13 protein-coding genes are annotated in these 15267 nt (G+C 67.8%); 2 read left to right on the forward strand and 11 right to left on the reverse strand.

Annotation, left to right across the window (positions count from 1 at the left end):
* Window positions 1-10 precede the first annotated feature (10 nt).
* Entirely contained in the window at window positions 11-889 is an 879-nt protein-coding gene (locus tag EYS42_RS07975; protein WP_165456674.1) for an alpha/beta hydrolase family protein, read from the forward strand.
* A gap of 11 nt (window positions 890-900) precedes the next feature.
* Here the strand turns inward: EYS42_RS07975 and EYS42_RS07980 are convergent, their stop codons facing one another.
* The 6 genes from EYS42_RS07980 to EYS42_RS08005 all read right to left on the reverse strand — a co-directional run bounded on the left by EYS42_RS07980 (window position 901) and on the right by EYS42_RS08005 (window position 6844).
* Window positions 901-1587, reverse strand: a complete 687-nt coding sequence (locus EYS42_RS07980) for a response regulator transcription factor (protein WP_245503561.1) — start codon at window positions 1585-1587, stop codon at window positions 901-903.
* The gene (locus EYS42_RS07985) at window positions 1584-3473 is read right to left on the reverse strand and encodes a sensor histidine kinase (RefSeq protein ID WP_165456675.1); all 1890 of its coding nucleotides are present in this window, start codon (window positions 3471-3473) and stop codon (window positions 1584-1586) included. The genes EYS42_RS07980 and EYS42_RS07985 overlap by 4 nt, the downstream gene beginning before the upstream one ends.
* A 29-nt stretch (window positions 3474-3502) precedes the next feature.
* Entirely contained in the window at window positions 3503-3700 is a 198-nt protein-coding gene (locus tag EYS42_RS07990) for an oxidoreductase-like domain-containing protein (protein ID WP_245503562.1), read from the reverse strand.
* 35 nt (window positions 3701-3735) lie between these two features.
* Window positions 3736-5142: a saccharopine dehydrogenase NADP-binding domain-containing protein gene (locus EYS42_RS07995; protein ID WP_130967592.1), complete on the reverse strand. Its 1407-nt coding sequence runs from the start codon at window positions 5140-5142 to the stop codon at window positions 3736-3738.
* Entirely contained in the window at window positions 5139-5468 is a 330-nt protein-coding gene (locus EYS42_RS08000; RefSeq protein ID WP_130967594.1) for a hypothetical protein, read from the reverse strand. The genes EYS42_RS07995 and EYS42_RS08000 overlap by 4 nt, the downstream gene beginning before the upstream one ends.
* A gap of 104 nt (window positions 5469-5572) precedes the next feature.
* Window positions 5573-6844 (reverse strand): FAD-binding domain-containing protein, encoded by a 1272-nt coding sequence (locus EYS42_RS08005; protein WP_130967596.1) that lies wholly within the window; start codon window positions 6842-6844, stop codon window positions 5573-5575.
* 189 nt (window positions 6845-7033) lie between these two features.
* Between EYS42_RS08005 and EYS42_RS08010 the strand changes: the two genes are divergently transcribed.
* Entirely contained in the window at window positions 7034-7645 is a 612-nt protein-coding gene (locus tag EYS42_RS08010; protein WP_130967598.1) for a TetR/AcrR family transcriptional regulator, read from the forward strand.
* A gap of 17 nt (window positions 7646-7662) precedes the next feature.
* Here EYS42_RS08010 and EYS42_RS08015 read toward each other — a convergent pair whose 3' ends face one another.
* Genes EYS42_RS08015 through EYS42_RS08035 form a run of 5 tightly spaced genes read right to left on the reverse strand, consistent with a single transcriptional unit; the run spans window position 7663 to window position 15221 of the window.
* Window positions 7663-8718, reverse strand: a complete 1056-nt coding sequence (locus EYS42_RS08015) for a putative solute-binding protein (protein WP_130967600.1) — start codon at window positions 8716-8718, stop codon at window positions 7663-7665.
* Window positions 8715-11783: an efflux RND transporter permease subunit gene (locus EYS42_RS08020; RefSeq protein WP_130967601.1), complete on the reverse strand. Its 3069-nt coding sequence runs from the start codon at window positions 11781-11783 to the stop codon at window positions 8715-8717. Before EYS42_RS08020 ends, EYS42_RS08015 begins: the two co-directional genes overlap by 4 nt.
* Complete coding sequence (locus EYS42_RS08025) at window positions 11780-12919, reverse strand: efflux RND transporter periplasmic adaptor subunit (protein ID WP_130967603.1); 1140 nt, start codon at window positions 12917-12919, stop codon at window positions 11780-11782. Before EYS42_RS08025 ends, EYS42_RS08020 begins: the two co-directional genes overlap by 4 nt.
* Window positions 12916-14424 carry a TolC family protein gene (locus EYS42_RS08030; RefSeq protein ID WP_130967605.1) on the reverse strand — a complete coding sequence of 503 codons (1509 nt, stop codon included), beginning with the start codon at window positions 14422-14424 and terminating at the stop codon, window positions 12916-12918. Before EYS42_RS08030 ends, EYS42_RS08025 begins: the two co-directional genes overlap by 4 nt.
* On the reverse strand, window positions 14421-15221 hold the full coding sequence (locus EYS42_RS08035; protein WP_130967607.1) for an SDR family NAD(P)-dependent oxidoreductase: 801 nt from the start codon (window positions 15219-15221) through the stop codon (window positions 14421-14423). The genes EYS42_RS08030 and EYS42_RS08035 overlap by 4 nt, the downstream gene beginning before the upstream one ends.
* Window positions 15222-15267: the final 46 nt, after the last annotated feature.

The following is a 15267-nucleotide window of genomic DNA, read 5'->3' on the forward strand; positions in this document are numbered from 1 at the left end:
AAAGACGGGCATGAGTTCACGGCCCGTTTTCATCCCAGCCCGCCGGCTCACCGTGCTGGCGGCCTGTTGCATGCTGAGTGTGCTGGCAGGCTGCGCCTCCGTGCCCACACCTGCAGAGCGGGAGGCCAACGCCCGAGACCAGGCCGCACACGCCGGCCTGGTCTGGACATCTCTGCCCACAGCACGGCCCATGGTGGCCGCCCTGCCTGCACCGACGCACGCCGCGCCCCACCTGGTGGTGTACATCGAGGGTGATGGGCTGGCGTGGCGCACGGCCGATTGGCCATCGGACGATCCCACCCCCACCCATCCGCTGGCGCTGCACCTGGCCCGCGTGCACCCGTCCGACACACCGCGTGCCTGGCTGGCACGGCCCTGCCAGTATGTCGATGCGGCACACACGGGCTGCCCGGTGGCACTGTGGACCTCTGCACGGCAAGGCAGCGAAGCGCTGCGCTTGAGCCATCAGGCGCTGGACGAGATCAAACGCCGACTCGGTGCGCGCACGCTGACGCTGGTGGGCCACTCCGGTGGCGGCACGCTGGCTGCCTTGCTGATGAGCGAGCGCGCTGACGTGACCCACCTGGTCACCGTGGCAGGCAACATCGACCTGGCCCACTGGGTGTCCCTTCACCGGCTCAGCCCACAGCGCGACAGCTTCGACCCGGCCGACCGCACGGGGGCCTTGCAGGGTCGCTCTCAGCGCCATCTGGTGGGCGGGCGTGATCAGGTCGTGCCGCCATCGGTGGCACAGGCCTTCGCGAACCGATTCCCACCCGGATGGCGCCCAGTGGTCGAAGTGCTGCCTCTGGCTGAGCACGAAGCGGGCTGGCAAGCGCTATGGAAGGCGCAGGGCGCCCAGTGGCTGAAACCGCTGCAGCGGCCCTGAGTCTCGATGCTTCAGGGGATCAGGCCGCTGACACGCGCCTCGAAAATGGCTTCCACCCGAGAGCGCACATTCAGCTTGCGGTAAGTGCGCCGGATGTAGGTCTGCACGGTGTGGTGCGACAGGCCCATCAGGCCCGCGATTTCTTCGGCAGTGAAGCCCTTGGTGATGTAGAGCAACACCTCGTGCTCACGGGCCGACAGGGCTGCTTCGTCAGTACCGCCCTTGGGCGAGACTGCCGACTCACGCAGCACCGGAGTCTCGTCTCGGACCTGAAAGCGGCCGAGCAACTTGCGCGCCATCAGCGGGCTGATGGGGCTGCCACCCATGTGCAGCATGCGGATGTCATCGCGCAGGCGCTGCGCATCGTGCTGCTTGAGCAGGTAGCCGGTGGCACCGGCCTCGAACGAGCGCAACACACTCTGCTCGTCACCCAGCACCGTGCTGACCAGCACCTCCAGCCCCGCCCGGCGATTGGAGGCATCGCGGATCAGTTCGATGCCCGAGCCGTCGGGCAAGCCCAGATCGACCACGAGCACGTCGAGCCGTGGCTGCTCCAGCAGGCTGCGCCCCGCCGCCAGGGTGGGTGCCGAGGCCACCACCTGCATGTCGGCCTCGGTGGCCAGTGCCTCCAGAACGAACTGGATGAAACGGGCGTCGTCATCGACAACCGCCACATGGATCACGTGGTTCTCGCTCACGGGGTCTGCTCATCCGGGCCAGGCCCAGGGGTCAAGGGAATGCACAACAGGGTCTCGGTGCCTTCGGGCCCTGATTGCCAGGACACCCGACCACCAATCGCCTGCGCGCGCCGTTGCTGGTTCTGCAGGCCACGGCCGAGCACAGACTGATCGGTCTTCACCTGGAACCCGCGCCCATTGTCGCGGATCCGGATGCGCACGTCATGTGGCGTGACTTCGGACACCAGGGTCAAGCGGTCGGCACCGGAGTGCTTGAGGCTGTTGGTCAGGGCCTCCTGCACGATGCGCATGATGTGCAGGGCCTTGCGAGGCTCCAGGCCCTGCAGTTCGGGCAGGTCATGCACCTGCCAGTCCAGCGTCAGGCCCGCCTGTTTCAGGCGCGGGCCCAACCGGTGGCGCAAGGTGGCCATCAGCAACTGAAGGTCGGCGTGGGCCGGGTCCATCGAGTCGATGGCCAGGTGCAAATCGTCGATGCAGCCGCGCAGCACGTCCAGCACGTCGGGCGCACTCAAGCGGCCATGCTCCACTGCACGCAGGGCCGAATGCAAGGCCGAGCCCAGGCCATCGTGCATGTCCTGCATCATGCGCTGACGCTCGGTCTGCAGGGTCTGCTGACGTTCGATGTCACGCAGGCGTTCATAGCTCAGGCGCAATTCGGCTTCGCGCTCGGACAGCTTCTGCCCCAGCAGCACGTTCGATTCGCGCACCCCGTCGACCGCACGCATGTAGTGTCGGAACATGATGGTGCAGAACAGTGCAAAGTTCAGGATGTTGGCGTAGGGGCCGAGGTACCAGCTTTCAGCGCCCAGCAGGTTGTTCTGAATGGCCCAGTCGTTGAAGCCGAACAGCGTGCCGATGATCACGGCCAGGGCCACCAGCATGCCATCCACCGAGCGTCGCCACGACAGTCGGAAGCCCGCGTAAGCCACCAGCGGGCTGGTGACCATGGCCAGCACGTAGACCAGTGGGGAAAAATCAGGCGTGTTGGGCAGGTGGTGCAACACGGGCAGCGACACCACGAACACGGTACCGATGATGATGTGCAGCACCCGCGTCAGCCGGGGCATGGTGCGTTGGTGCAAGCGCATCTGCAGGTGGTGCACCGCGCCGATCAGCCAGAACAGCGAGTTCACGGTGAGCCAGCCGAGCAGATCGTCACTGACGACCAGGTCCACGTAATAGTGCAGACCACGGATGAACGATGCCACGGCCAGCACGGCAAACAGCAGGAAGGCCACATCGCCCCGGCTGCGCAACCACACGAACAGAGCAAACAGCCCCACGGCCAGAAAGGCGCCCGCGCCCATGGCTGGCACCTGCAGTTGCAGCCACTGGCGCGCCACGTAGCGCCAGCGGATGCTGTCAGGGTGCCCCAGCCACAGCGAGGCCAGGGCCGTGCGGGTGTGGGCCGGGTGCGCCATGCGCACCAGCACCTCGCGGGGTGCGGCATGCCGCTGCCCTCCGTCGACCGTCAGCCAGAACGGGGCCCAGTACCACTGCACCCCGTCGAGCTGCCATTGCGCCACAAGCCGGCCGTCCACATACACCGCCACCGGGCCATAGCCTTTGGCCCTGGCGCCGTACAGCATCAGCGGCTGAGCCGCCCAGGTTGTGGCGGGCACCTGAAGCCGGTACCAGGTCACGGCCGTGGTCTGCGGCCCAGACAAGGCGGCCGATGCCTGGGCCACGATGGCATGGGGCTGGGCATGCGGCAGTTGAACGGGCTGCCAAGCGCCAGGCAACTGGCGGCTGTCCACCACCATCGGTGGCGGCACTTCACGCGGCAGCACTTGCTGCACCACCTCGGCCTGTGTCAGGTGCAGGGGCTGAACGTCGGCACGGGCCGCCTGACCGACCAGCAGGGCCACCAGCAACAGCCAGAGCATGCGTGTGAACTGGACCATGCCCAGGCCCGTCAGCCCTGAGCAGGCGGTGGGGCCTGACGCGCTTCCCAGGCTTTCAGGGCCTTGCGGTAGTCGTCCATGGCCATGTCGTGCAGGTCAAAGATGCACGGGTCACAGCCATTGCCGCAGCAGGCGTCGAAATCTGGCGGCTCGGGTGGGGTGGGCTTGGGGTCGGTGTCCGCTGATGAAGAAACGTCGGGCATGCTCATGGCCCTCATTGTCGCGCAGCGATGCCCTCGCGGCATCAGTCCAGGAACTGATCCAGACACCAGCGCCCAGCGTCCTGGCTGGCCTGTCCCCCCCGAGGGTGCCACCCGAAGTGTCGCACCACCAGCGGCTCCCAGTACGGCGCGGCATGGTGCATCAGCACCGTGTGGTCCAGGTCTTCCGATTCGACAATGCCTGCCATGGGGTTCTGCAGCAACCAGTGCACCGCCCCCATGATGCTGCCCACCACCTGCAGGCTGGTGGCATTGTTGTGTGGCGCCAGTTCACGGGCTCGCGCCAGTGACAACTGCGAGCCGTACCAGCACGCGGGGTAGCGGTCACTCAGCAACAACACGCCGAGTTCATCAACGCCATCCACTAGTTCGTCTTTCAGGACACGGGTGTGCGTCACGGCATCGCGGCTGCCATCGGCCAGCAGCTGCAGGCTGTCCGCCGCCTGGTCGCAAGGGTGGTAGGCGTAGTACACCGTGGGCCGGTAGTGCACCTGATCGCCGTGCTGCAACGTGAGCCAGGCCGCGATCGAGAAGGCCTCGTTGTGGCTGATCAGCCAGCCGCGCACCTCACCGGCCAATGGGGTGAAGGTTTTCACGCGGGTGTGCACCCCCAGTTGCTCGGCATACACACCACTGCGGTCACCCTGGGCATGGCCATGCACGCGTTGCGCCCAGGGGCCATGGACTTCGTGTGTGCCCCAGCCCATCTCCACCGGCTGCAGGGCTTCAGCCACGAAGCCATCGACCGACCAGGTGTTCTGGAACTCGCCCGCGGCACGGGCCTGCGGGCTGAACTGCGTGTCGCGCTCGGACACCTGGATCACACGCACGCCCAGCGTTTCGGCCAGCAGGGCCCACTCGCGGCGCCCCACCGGAGCCGCCCTGACCGGCAGGTGCAGCCGGGCCATGTGCAACAAGGCTTCCTTGACGAAGATGGACACCATGCCGGGGTTGGCACCATGCGCCACAACGGCCGTGGGCATGGGCACCGTGGCCGCGCGCTGGGCCTGCTGCCGATCGATCACCGCCGCGCGCATGCGGTAGTTGGTGTTGGCGCCGTCGGCCAGTTCGCCGTCCTGGTAGGCCCAGGGGTCGATGCAGGTGTCCAGGTACCAGGCCCCACGGGCCTGCGCCCAGCTCAACACCGTCAGGCTGTCGATGGAGGTGGCCAGGTTCAGCACCAGCGCGCCAGGGCCCACCCAGGGGGTCAGCAGTGCTTCGTGGTTGTGCGCCTCGATGCGGGCCTGTTGCCAGCCAAAGCCATGGGCTTGTGCCACAGCCACCTGGTCGGGCGCCATGCGCTCGTCGATCACGTGCACGGGCATCTGAGCAAAGCACTGACGCAACAGGGGCGACAAGGCCTGAGCGATGTTGCCAAAGCCCATGATCAGCACGGAACGCAGTTCAGCCGGCTGGCTGTGGCGCCTCATGCCTCACGCCCCACATTCATCACCAGCACGGCCGCCAGGGCCAGGGCCACGCCTGCGCCTTCACGCCAGGTGAAGGGCTCCTTGAACACCACCACCCCCAGACCCGCCACGATGATCAGGGTGGCCACCGAATAGAAGACGGCCACGGTGGCCAGGTTGTGCTGCTGCATCAGCAGGTACCAGGCGAAGGCTGGAGAGCCATAACACAAGGCACCCAGTGCAAACTGCCAGGAGTTCAGGCCAGCGCCGGACGCAGCCAGCTTGATGAGGTAATCACCCACCACGGTGAGCAAGGTGGCCACGGCGAGCCAGAAAAGTGTGGTCATGGGGTCGATCCAGAATCGGACACGAAAAGTGCGCGATTCTCAGGACCTGCCCAGGTGACCACAAGCCCTAAGGTATGGGAGCCTCGTGGGCTGGATGCAACCCTTCATGCTGCCAGCAGGGCATCGACGCTGTCGATGCCCCGCGTGGCTTCGCGCCACCATTGCGAGAACGAATGGCAAGGGCGCGCCACGTGGGGAAACAATGCCGTGGGCGGCAGGCAGTCGGCCAGTGTCGGCAGCCAGGGCTTGAGGTGCGGATCGGTCACCGACACCACACGGCGCGCACCGCGCAGCGCGTCCTTGACCTGGGCCAGGCTGCCATGCCAGCGCAGCGGGGTCAGCCCGGCCATGCGCTCGCCCACGAATTGCCATCGCACCGGGCTCCAGGGCCGTGCCTGGTGGAACTCCGACAGGCACATCGCCACCACCACCGTGTCGGCCGTCACCACCGAGGGCAAGGGGCCCAGGCACCAGGGGTGCACCAGGAACACTTCGCGACCCGCCACGGCCTGCGCATCGGGGGGCGCAAAGCCCCAGGAAGTCGGAGGAGCGGTCATCAGGTCGGGCGGCTGCAGGGGCTCAACCACCGGGTCGAAACGCCGCTGGCCTGTGAAGGGCTGCAGTGGCCTGACGTGACGCGCCATGCGGTCCAGCGTGTCGTAATCGGTGTCGATCACGGTGCCCGGGCTGTGCCATTCGGCAGGTGCGTACCGGGCCACGTTCTCGGCATTGAACAGGTAAGGCTTGTGGCTGCCGGTGCCGGCCACCCATTGCCAACTCAGGTGGTTGCTGGCCAGGTCACCGTCCAGCAGGTGGGCGTACAGCCAGTCGGCCCCCGCGCGCCAGTGCACCTTGCGCACATGCACCACGTAACTGGCCAGCCACATGCGGGCGTGGTTGTGCAGGTAGCCTGTGCGGTACAGCGTGCGCACGGCCTGGTCGATCACCGGCACGCCCGTGCAGCCCTGCACGATGTCGGCAGGCAGCTCGCGCACGTAGGCGGCATCGGGCAAGGGGCCTTCGTGAATGGACTGGAAGATGCCTTGTCCACGGTGCGCCCAGGCGTGGTGAAAGAAGGCCCGCCAGCCCAGTTCGTACACCCACTTGTGCTGCACGTCCAGCGGGTGCCGTGCATGCACCCTGGCCAGTGCCTCGTGCAGGCTCAGGAACCCGTGCGTGATGTAGGGCGACAGACCCGACACCGCGCCATTCAGCGCATTGCGTGTGCGGGCGTAGGCACCGGGGTGCACCTGGGCCAACCGCGCCAGAGCGGCCTCGCGCGTGGGCGCCCAGGCACCCGACGCCAGGGAAGCCACCGTGGCATGCTCGGCGTGCTCGGTGGGGTCCAGAAGGCTGGGCTGGTGCATCTTGCGCATGTGGGCTCCTTTCTGCGAAGTCTAGGGGCCTGCAAGACACATCAGGCGCACGGCGTGCCACGCACACAGCGCACGGGCTTGCACAAACCGTGGACACGCCCCCGGGCAACTCCAAGGTGCCGACCTTGAGGTCCTGACGGATAATTGCGAGATCAAACGCCAACCGGCCAAGCCCTTGAATCCACCGCCATGGGACACGCGAAAGACGAAGACCTCGGGCTGAAGGACGCCTGCCTTCAGGCAGCGCGGGAGTCCATCGCCGAGCACGGTGTGGAACGGCTCAGCCTGCGAGAAGTGGCTCGGCGTCTGGGGGTTTCGCACCAGGCGCCCTACCGGCACTTCCCGTCTCGCGACCACCTGCTGGCCGAAGTGATCCGGCAGTGCTTTCAGGACTTCGCCTGCTTCCTGGACACCCGCGACAAGCAACCATCGCCTGACCAGGACCTCAATTGCCTGGGCACCCGCTACCTGCAGTTCGCGATGGAGCGCCCACTTGAGTACCGGCTGATGTTCGGCACCCCCTGGCCCGAACCGGCTGAAGAGGTGGGGCTGGTGCGCGATGCCCTGCACGCCTTCAACATCCTGCGCAGTGACCTCCAGGCCATGCATGGCGAGGGCGCCGAGGTGCAAGCCCAGGTCGATCTGGACGCCATGATGATCTGGTCATCGATGCACGGCCTGGCCTCGATCCTGCAATCGAGCGCGGTGCGGCACCTGGACCTCGCGCCCGGGGTGCCGCCGCAGGTGCCTGCCTACATCATGGCGCGCATGCGCTCATTGCTGACAGGCACCGCGCACTGATTGCCCGCTGCGCGGCATCAATCCACTTCGGAGGGCGTCGCGCACTCGGCGTTTTCGGCGTTGGCCGAACAACGCGCTTTCTTCAGCAGGTTGAGGGTGCGCTTCGCGTACAGCCCCTCCTGCGCGCCCATCAGTCGGCCCTGGCGCAAGGCGTCGACATAAGCGGGCAGCACCTCGGGAGACACCTCGACCCACGCACGGCCCGGAATGCCCGCTTCAGCCCTCTGGATGTTCTGGACCTGACGGTCAAACTGCGCCAGCCAATGGGCGCGTGAAGCCTCGCCAAAGCCGGCTGGCAACTGATCGGCCCGGAACACCAGTTGCACGGTGGGGAACATGGCCGGCACGCGAATCACCGCCCCCTGAGTGCCCATGCCCTTGCCCAGCTCGAACGGCTTGTAGGTGATGGCTGGCAGGTGGATCATGTCCACCAGACCGTTGTTGAACTTGGTGCCCACGCTGGCAATGTCCACGGACACGGGCTGCGCGCCCAATCGCTGGATCAACAGGGCCTGTGGCCGGTCCTGATCGAACACGCCAATGCGTTTGCCTGCCAGCTGGTCGATGCGGGTGGCGGTACGGTCTTTGACCATGGGGTATGCAGCGCCCACGGGCAGCATGCCCCCTATCTCGTGCTGGCCTTCGCGCATCAGTCGGGCCCCCTGCGGACTGGACAAGGCCGTGATGACACGCCGCAGCACCTCCTGACTGGCCGCCATGTCCACCTTGCCCGCCTTGACCACCAGGGCCGAGCCCATGCTGTCGATCGAGCCGCTGACCGCATTGAACACACGCGCACGAAAGCCCGTGACCACCAGGCCTGCACACTGGCCGGCGCGGTAGTCTTCCATGGCCACCCGTTCGTCGGTGTAAGGCCGCAAGTCAAAGGGCATGCCCAGACGGGCCATGTGCAGGCTGTGGTCCAGCACGAGGTTGTAGACATCACCCGACTTGCCCAGGATGTCCCACACACAGAACTGGGGTCGATCGGACGGCGTCTGGGCCTGGACCGAACCCCACGTGGCCAGGGTCATGCAGAGGGCGCCAAAGGCGCGAATGGCAGAGGTCTTCAACGAACTTCTCCTTCTTGAGGGGGCGCCACCTTGAACCAGGCGGCATAGAGCGCGGGCACGAACACCAGCGTGAGCGCGGTGGCCACCACCAGGCCACCCATGATGGCAATGGCCATGGGCCCCCAGAACACGCTGCGGCTGAGCGGGATCATGGCCAGGATGGCTGCAGCAGCGGTCAGCACCACGGGACGTGCGCGGCGAACCGTCGCATCGACAATGGCCGCCCAGGCCTGCTCGCCGGCCTGAATGTCCTGATCGATCTGGTCGACCAGGATGACCGAGTTGCGCATGATCATGCCGCCCAGGGCGATGACACCGAGCAGGGCCACAAAGCCGAAAGGTGACTGGAACACCAGCAAGGCGGGCACCACGCCAATGAGTCCGAGCGGGGCGGTGAGGAACACCAGCCACATGCGCGAGAAACTCTGCAGCTGAACCATCAGGAAAAACAGCATCACCAGGAACATGACCGGGAACACCACGAACAGGGCCTGGTTGGCTTTGCTGCTTTCCTCGACGGCACCGCCCACTTCGATGCGATGCCCCGCTGCCAGCCCTTGCTGGATGGGCTCCAGCATCGGTGCGATGCGGGCCGAGGCAAACGGCCCCTGCACCCCATCGACCAGGTCGGCGCGCACCGTGATGGTGGTCTCGCGGTTGCGCCGCTGCATGACCGGCTCATCGAAGCCCGACTCCACCCGGGCCACCTGGGCCAGCGAGACCGAGCCGCCCTGCGGCGACACCAGCTGGATGTCCTGCAGGCGTTCAAGCCGCAGCCGCTCGGCCCCTTCGGCCCGCACGACCACGTCCACCAGTTCTTCGCCACGGCGCATCTGCGTGACCGGTGCACCTTGCAACACGGTCTGCAGCACCTGGCTGACGTCGCTGCTGGCCAGCCCCAGTTGCGCCAGCTTGTGGGTGTCCAGCTGCACCCGCTGCACGCGGGCTTGCTCGCCCCAGTCCAGCTGCACGTCACGCACCAGCGGGCTGCGGGCCACCACCTGCCGCACGGCCTCGGCTGCGCGGCGCACTTCGTTCACATCCGGGCCCACCACACGGAACTGCACCGGAAAGCCCACCGGTGGCCCGAACTCCAGCCGCGCCACCCGCCCGCGCAAGGCGGGGAAGAGCTCGTTGCGCTCGAACAGTGCCATCAGTCGGGCGCGCACGGCTTCACGGGCCTGCAGGTCGCGGGTCATGATCACGAACTGGGCATACCCGGGGTTGGGCAGCTCAGGGGCCAGCGACAGGTAAAAGCGTGGCGAGCCCGCCCCGGTGTAGGCCGTGAAGAAGGCCACATCGGGATCCTTGATCAGCAGCTGCTCGAGCTTGCGCACCTCGGCCTCGGTGGCCTGGAAGGCGGCCCCCTCGCGCAGGCGCAGTTCGACCAGCAACTCCGGGCGCGAGGCCGTGGGGAAGAACTGCTGCTGCACCCAGCCCATGCCCACCAAGGCCAGCACAAAGGCCACACCTGTGCCCCCCAGCACCCACCAGCGGCGCTGCACAGCCACCGTCACCCACCGACGGAGGCGACGCAGGATGGGCCGGTCATGCGGGTCCTGATGGACATGCCCCAGCGTGGCAGGCAAGAGCTTGACGCCCAGGTAAGGCGTGAACACCACCGCCACCAGCCACGAGACCATCAGGGCCAGGCCCACGATCCAGAAGATGCCGCCAGCGTATTCCCCTGCGGTGGACTTGGCAAAGCCCACAGGCATGAAGCCGGCGACCGTGACCAGCGTGCCCGTGAGCATGGGAAATGCCGTGGAGGTGTAGGCGAAGGTGGCTGCCCGCACGCGGTCCCATCCCTGTTCGATCTTCACCACCATCATCTCGACGGCGATGATGGCGTCGTCCACCAGCAGGCCCAGGGCGATGATCAGGGCGCCCAGCGAGATGCGGTCGAGGCTCCAGTCCATCAGGTGCATCACGATGGCCACCAGGCCCAGCACCAGCGGGATGGAGGCGGCCACCACGATGCCGGTGCGCCACCCCAGGAACAAGAAGCACACGGCCAGCACGATGGCCAGGGCTTCGAGGAAGGCCCGCTCGAACTCCCACACCGAGGCCTTGACCACGCTGGGCTGATCGGCGTAGCGACTCAGGGTCACGCCCTGAGGCAGATTGCGCTGAAACTGGGTCACCTCGCGCTGCAAGGCCTCTCCCAGGTGCTGGATGTTGGCCTGGCGCATCATGGTCACCCCGATGGCCAGCGCGGGCTGCCCCTGGTGGCGCACCGTGAAGGTGGGGGGGCTTTCGTAGCCAGGTTCGACCGTGGCCACATCGCCCAGCCGAACCACCCGGGGCCCGACAGGCACCTGCACGTCACGGACATCTTCCCAGCGTCGGAAGCCGCCCGACACCAGCACGTGCACACGGTCTTCCGCCGTTTCCTGAAAGCCCGACGGGGTGACCTGGTTCTGGCGGGCCAGCGCCTGCATGATCGACTGAAGTGACACGCCCTGCGCAGCCAGCCGCTGGCTGGAGAAGGTCACCAGCACCTGCTGCCGCTGCTTGCCCAGGATGTTGACCTTGGCCACATCGGGCACCGACTGCAGCCGCCGCTTGAGTTGCTCGGCCAGCTCCTGCAGTTCGGCCCCACCCAGGTCGGGAGACTGCAGCGCATAGAGCGTGGTGTACACATCGGTGTACTCGTCATTGAAAAAAGGGCCACGGATCTCGGGGGGCAATTGCCCACGGATGTCGGACACCTTCTTGCGTGCCTGGTACCAGATGGCTTCGAGCTCGGCCCTGGACTGGCGGCCCTTCATCCACAGGGTCAAGCCACCGTAGCCCTGTCGCGAGAAGCTGCGGATGTTGTCGATGCCCCCGATGTCCTGCAAGGCCTGTTCGATGGGATTGATGACGTGGTCGTGCATTTCGCGCGTGGTGGCACCAGGCCAGGCCACGACCACCGTCATGGAGGGCACGTTGAACTGCGGGTCTTCCGACTGACCCAGCTGGAAAAACGAGGCCACGCCACCGACGAGGGTGGCGATGATCAGGAACAGCACCATGGCCGGGTGCGACACCGCCCATGCCGACAGGTTGAAACGCGGGTTCATGGATGCGCCCCCGAGCCCGTCGACACCTCGAGGTGCGTGTGGCTGCGCTCACGGGGCGCCACCAAGGTGCCAGCCACCAGCTTCTGCGCCCCCACCGACACCACACGGGCGCCCCTGGGCACGCCGTCCACCACCACCCCGTCGGTGGTGTGTCGGCGCACCACCACCGGCTGGCGCACGAGACGGTTGTCAGGGCGGCTCACCACCCACACATGGGGCGCCTGGTCCCGCAGCACCAGGGCACCGGCCGGCACGGCCATGGCCACGCCACTGGAGGCAGCCGGCCACCGCACTTCGGCGGTCTGTCCCCAGCGCCATGGGAGGGTCTGGCCAGCAGGCACGGCCAGGCTGTAGCGCACCCTCACCTGCCGCGTGGGAGGCGTCCCCATGGGGGCCACCTCGCGCACGGTCAATGGCATGGGCTGGTGCGAGGTGGGCGAGCCCCCGGTCAGGACCAGCTGGGCCGCCACCTGTCGCGCCTGGGCCGCCAGGTCCTCCGGCAGGAAAACCTCGGCTTCGGCTTCACCACTGCGGGCCAGCATGAACATGGCCTGGCCCTCGGGCAGCACCTGCCCCACATCGGCCATGACCTGCAGGACCACCCCATCGAACGGCGCCTTGAGCACCGCATGGGCCACGCGGTTGGCCGCCAGCTGTTCGCCTTGTCGCGCTGCCTCCAGCCGAACCTGAGCCGCGCGCACCCGGGTGCGTTGTCGCTCCAGTTCGGCCGCAGGCGCCGACCCATCGACCGACAGCCGGGCCAGGCGCGCTTCATCCTGCTGCAGCTGGGCCAGTTCCGTCTCGGCGCCCAGCACCTGTTGCCGCGCGGCTTGCTGACCGGTGACCAGGTCGTCGGTGTTCAGCTCGGCCAGGGTCTGGCCCGCACGCACCTGCTGGCCGGCTTCCACCAGGCGCATGGCCACACGGCCACCCACCCGAAAACCCACCGGGCTTTCGATGCGAGGCACGAGCACGGCAGGAAACACGCGGGCGTCTGTGTCGGCCACCGGCGTGGCCAGGCTGACCCACACCACGGGCACGGTGGCCGTGGGCGCTGTGGTGGGCTGGCAGGCGCCCAGCAGGGCCAGTGGCGCCAGGCTGCCCCAACGGATCAGGGAATGGACAGGGGGCTTCATGGCTGAGGCTCCGAAGGCAAGGATTGAACAGCGGCCGCATCGGCCTTGGCGGGGTGGGTTGGCCAACCACCCCCCAGGGCACGCTGCAGCTGGATGTGGGAGAGCCACGCCGCCTCGACCGCGTCGATGCGGGCCAGGCGCGCAGCCTCCAGGGCCTGCACCAGGGCCAGGCGCTCGGGCTGGGCAATCTGGCCCTCGGCATACAGGTGGGCCGCACGCTGGGCGGCACGTTCTCGCGCCGCCAGCACACGGGCCTGGTCTTGCGCGCGACGGGCCGACTGGCGGGCGTCCACCAGCGCCACCTCGACGTCTTCAAAGGCCTGGCGCGCAGCCTGTGCATAGCGGAGCTCGGCGCGTTGCAGCAGGGCGTCCTGGCGCTCGATGCCCGCCCTGATGCGGCCTGCATTGAACAGGGGCAAGGCAAAGGCCAGTGCAGACTCGTGAAAACTCACGGGCGACAGGTCCAGGCCATTGAGACGCAAGTCCTGGCGACCGGTCACCAGGCTCAGGAACACACGTGGCAGCAGGTCGGCCTCGGCCGACGCTCTGCGCGCCTGTTCGGCCATCCATTGGGCGCGGGCGGCCATGAGGTCAGGCCGGCGCTCCAGCAAGGTCACCGCCTGTCCCGACGGCACGGGTGGCGGCAGGTGGTCCCAGGGCAGTTGCACCGAGGCGTCCAGACAACCGGCCAGCTCGGCATCGGTCACGTCGGCCAGGGTCTTGAGCCGCCCGCGGGTGGCCGCCTGCAGGGTGTCCAGCTGCCGCTGCTGCGCGCGAAGCTCGTCCAGGCGAGCCGTGGCCGCGTCCACCGCCAGCAGGGACTCCTCCCCTTCGGCGGCACGCCGTGTCAGGGCCTGCACCACCCCCGCCTGAGCCTCGGTCAGTCGCCCCAGGGCCTCCTGCCGTTGCGCTGCGGCCCGATGCAGCACATGCTGCCGGCTGATCTCGGCCATCAACAGCAGGCGAGCCCCGGCCACACCGGCCTCGCTGGCCAGCACGTCCTGGGCGGCACCTCGACGGGCGGCCTGAGCCCGCCCGAACAGGTCCAGCTCCCAATCCAGGTTCAGCGACGCCTGCAGCGCTCGGGTGTCGGGGCGCCCCTGCTTGACGGGCGCCGGCAAGTCGGATGCCGTCGTGGCACGGGCGCCTTGCAAGGACAAGGTGGGCCAAAGGGCCGACCCCTGCGCCACCTCCCCTGCCCTGGCTTCCTGCACGCGGGTCAGTGCCAATGCCACGTCGTGGTTGCGCGCCAGGCCCCAGCGCACCAAGCGGTCCAGCGGTGCGCCACCCACGGCACGCCACCAGGCATCGTCGCGGACAGGCACGGGCTGCGCCCGCGAGGTCGCATCGCCAGCGTCAGCAGCGTCGGCCGTCGCCGAGGAAACCGATGTGAAACGGGCCTGGGCCAGCCAGGCCGCTGATGCATCGTCGCGGGGGGCATGCGAACAACCGGCCAGCCCCGCCAGCGACAGCCCGACGGCCGCCCCCCATGACCCGGCCCTCATGCCGGGCCCCTGTCGGCGGTCATGCCCTGCATGATCTGCCCCATGATGCGCACACGCAGTCCGCGCGGGGCCGTGCCCAGGGACCAGCCCAGCACCTTGGCCAGCCACCCTGGTCGCACCGTGCTCTGACGACCCAGCGCCTTCAGGGTGGCCCGGGCCACCGCCTGCGGGTCGGCCGCCTGGGCCATCTGCATGCGCGCCCTCGCGGCAAAGCCCGTGTGCACGGGCCCCGGCGCGCACGAGAGCACATCCACCCCATGCGGCCGCCACTCAACGTGCAGGGCCTCGGCCAGCGACTGCACGTAGGCCTTGGTGGCGGCGTAGTTGGCCGAGCCCGGGGTGCCATGAAAGCCCAGCAAGGAGCCGAACAGCACGACCCCGCCGTGGCCACGGGCCTTCATGGCCCGGCCCAGGTGCCAGACCTGCGCCAGCACCGCGCGCACATTGACATGCACCATGTCCAGCTCGTTGTCGAGGGACTGGTCGAGCAAGGGGCCGGCACTGCCATGCCCTGCCGCAGCCACCAGCAAGCCCACCTCCAGATCGGCCACACCGGCCATCAGCTGCAGGTGGCCCGCGTCGGTGGACAGGTCGGCCGCCACCACACGCACCTGCACGCCATGGGCGGCCTGGAGGGTGTTGGCCAGCGCGATGAGGCGTTCGACACGCCGGGCCACCAGCACCAGGTGCAGGCCCTTGGCGGCCAGTTCCTGGGCACAGGCCCGGCCCATGCCGTCGGTCGCTCCGGTGACCACGCCCCAGGGGCCATACCGTTCGCGGAAGGTCTTGTCTTGCATGCATCACCCCACACAGTTGACACTGTCAACCATGTTGGGCGATTTT

The sequence above is a fragment of the Aquabacterium lacunae genome (assembly GCF_004310865.1).
GTDB lineage: Bacteria > Pseudomonadota > Gammaproteobacteria > Burkholderiales > Burkholderiaceae_C > Aquabacterium > Aquabacterium lacunae.

Coding starts and splice junctions, on each gene's coding strand:
- EYS42_RS07975 (WP_165456674.1), top strand. CDS start 11: ATGAGTTCACGGCCCGTTTTCATCCCAGCCCGCCGGCTCACCGTGCTG.
- EYS42_RS07985 (WP_165456675.1), bottom strand. CDS start 3,473: ATGCTCTGGCTGTTGCTGGTGGCCCTGCTGGTCGGTCAGGCGGCCCGT.
- EYS42_RS07990 (WP_245503562.1), bottom strand. CDS start 3,700: ATGAGCATGCCCGACGTTTCTTCATCAGCGGACACCGACCCCAAGCCC.
- EYS42_RS07995 (WP_130967592.1), bottom strand. CDS start 5,142: ATGAGGCGCCACAGCCAGCCGGCTGAACTGCGTTCCGTGCTGATCATG.
- EYS42_RS08000 (WP_130967594.1), bottom strand. CDS start 5,468: ATGACCACACTTTTCTGGCTCGCCGTGGCCACCTTGCTCACCGTGGTG.
- EYS42_RS08005 (WP_130967596.1), bottom strand. CDS start 6,844: ATGCGCAAGATGCACCAGCCCAGCCTTCTGGACCCCACCGAGCACGCC.
- EYS42_RS08010 (WP_130967598.1), top strand. CDS start 7,034: ATGGGACACGCGAAAGACGAAGACCTCGGGCTGAAGGACGCCTGCCTT.
- EYS42_RS08020 (WP_130967601.1), bottom strand. CDS start 11,783: ATGAACCCGCGTTTCAACCTGTCGGCATGGGCGGTGTCGCACCCGGCC.
- EYS42_RS08025 (WP_130967603.1), bottom strand. CDS start 12,919: ATGAAGCCCCCTGTCCATTCCCTGATCCGTTGGGGCAGCCTGGCGCCA.
- EYS42_RS08030 (WP_130967605.1), bottom strand. CDS start 14,424: ATGAGGGCCGGGTCATGGGGGGCGGCCGTCGGGCTGTCGCTGGCGGGG.
- EYS42_RS08035 (WP_130967607.1), bottom strand. CDS start 15,221: ATGCAAGACAAGACCTTCCGCGAACGGTATGGCCCCTGGGGCGTGGTC.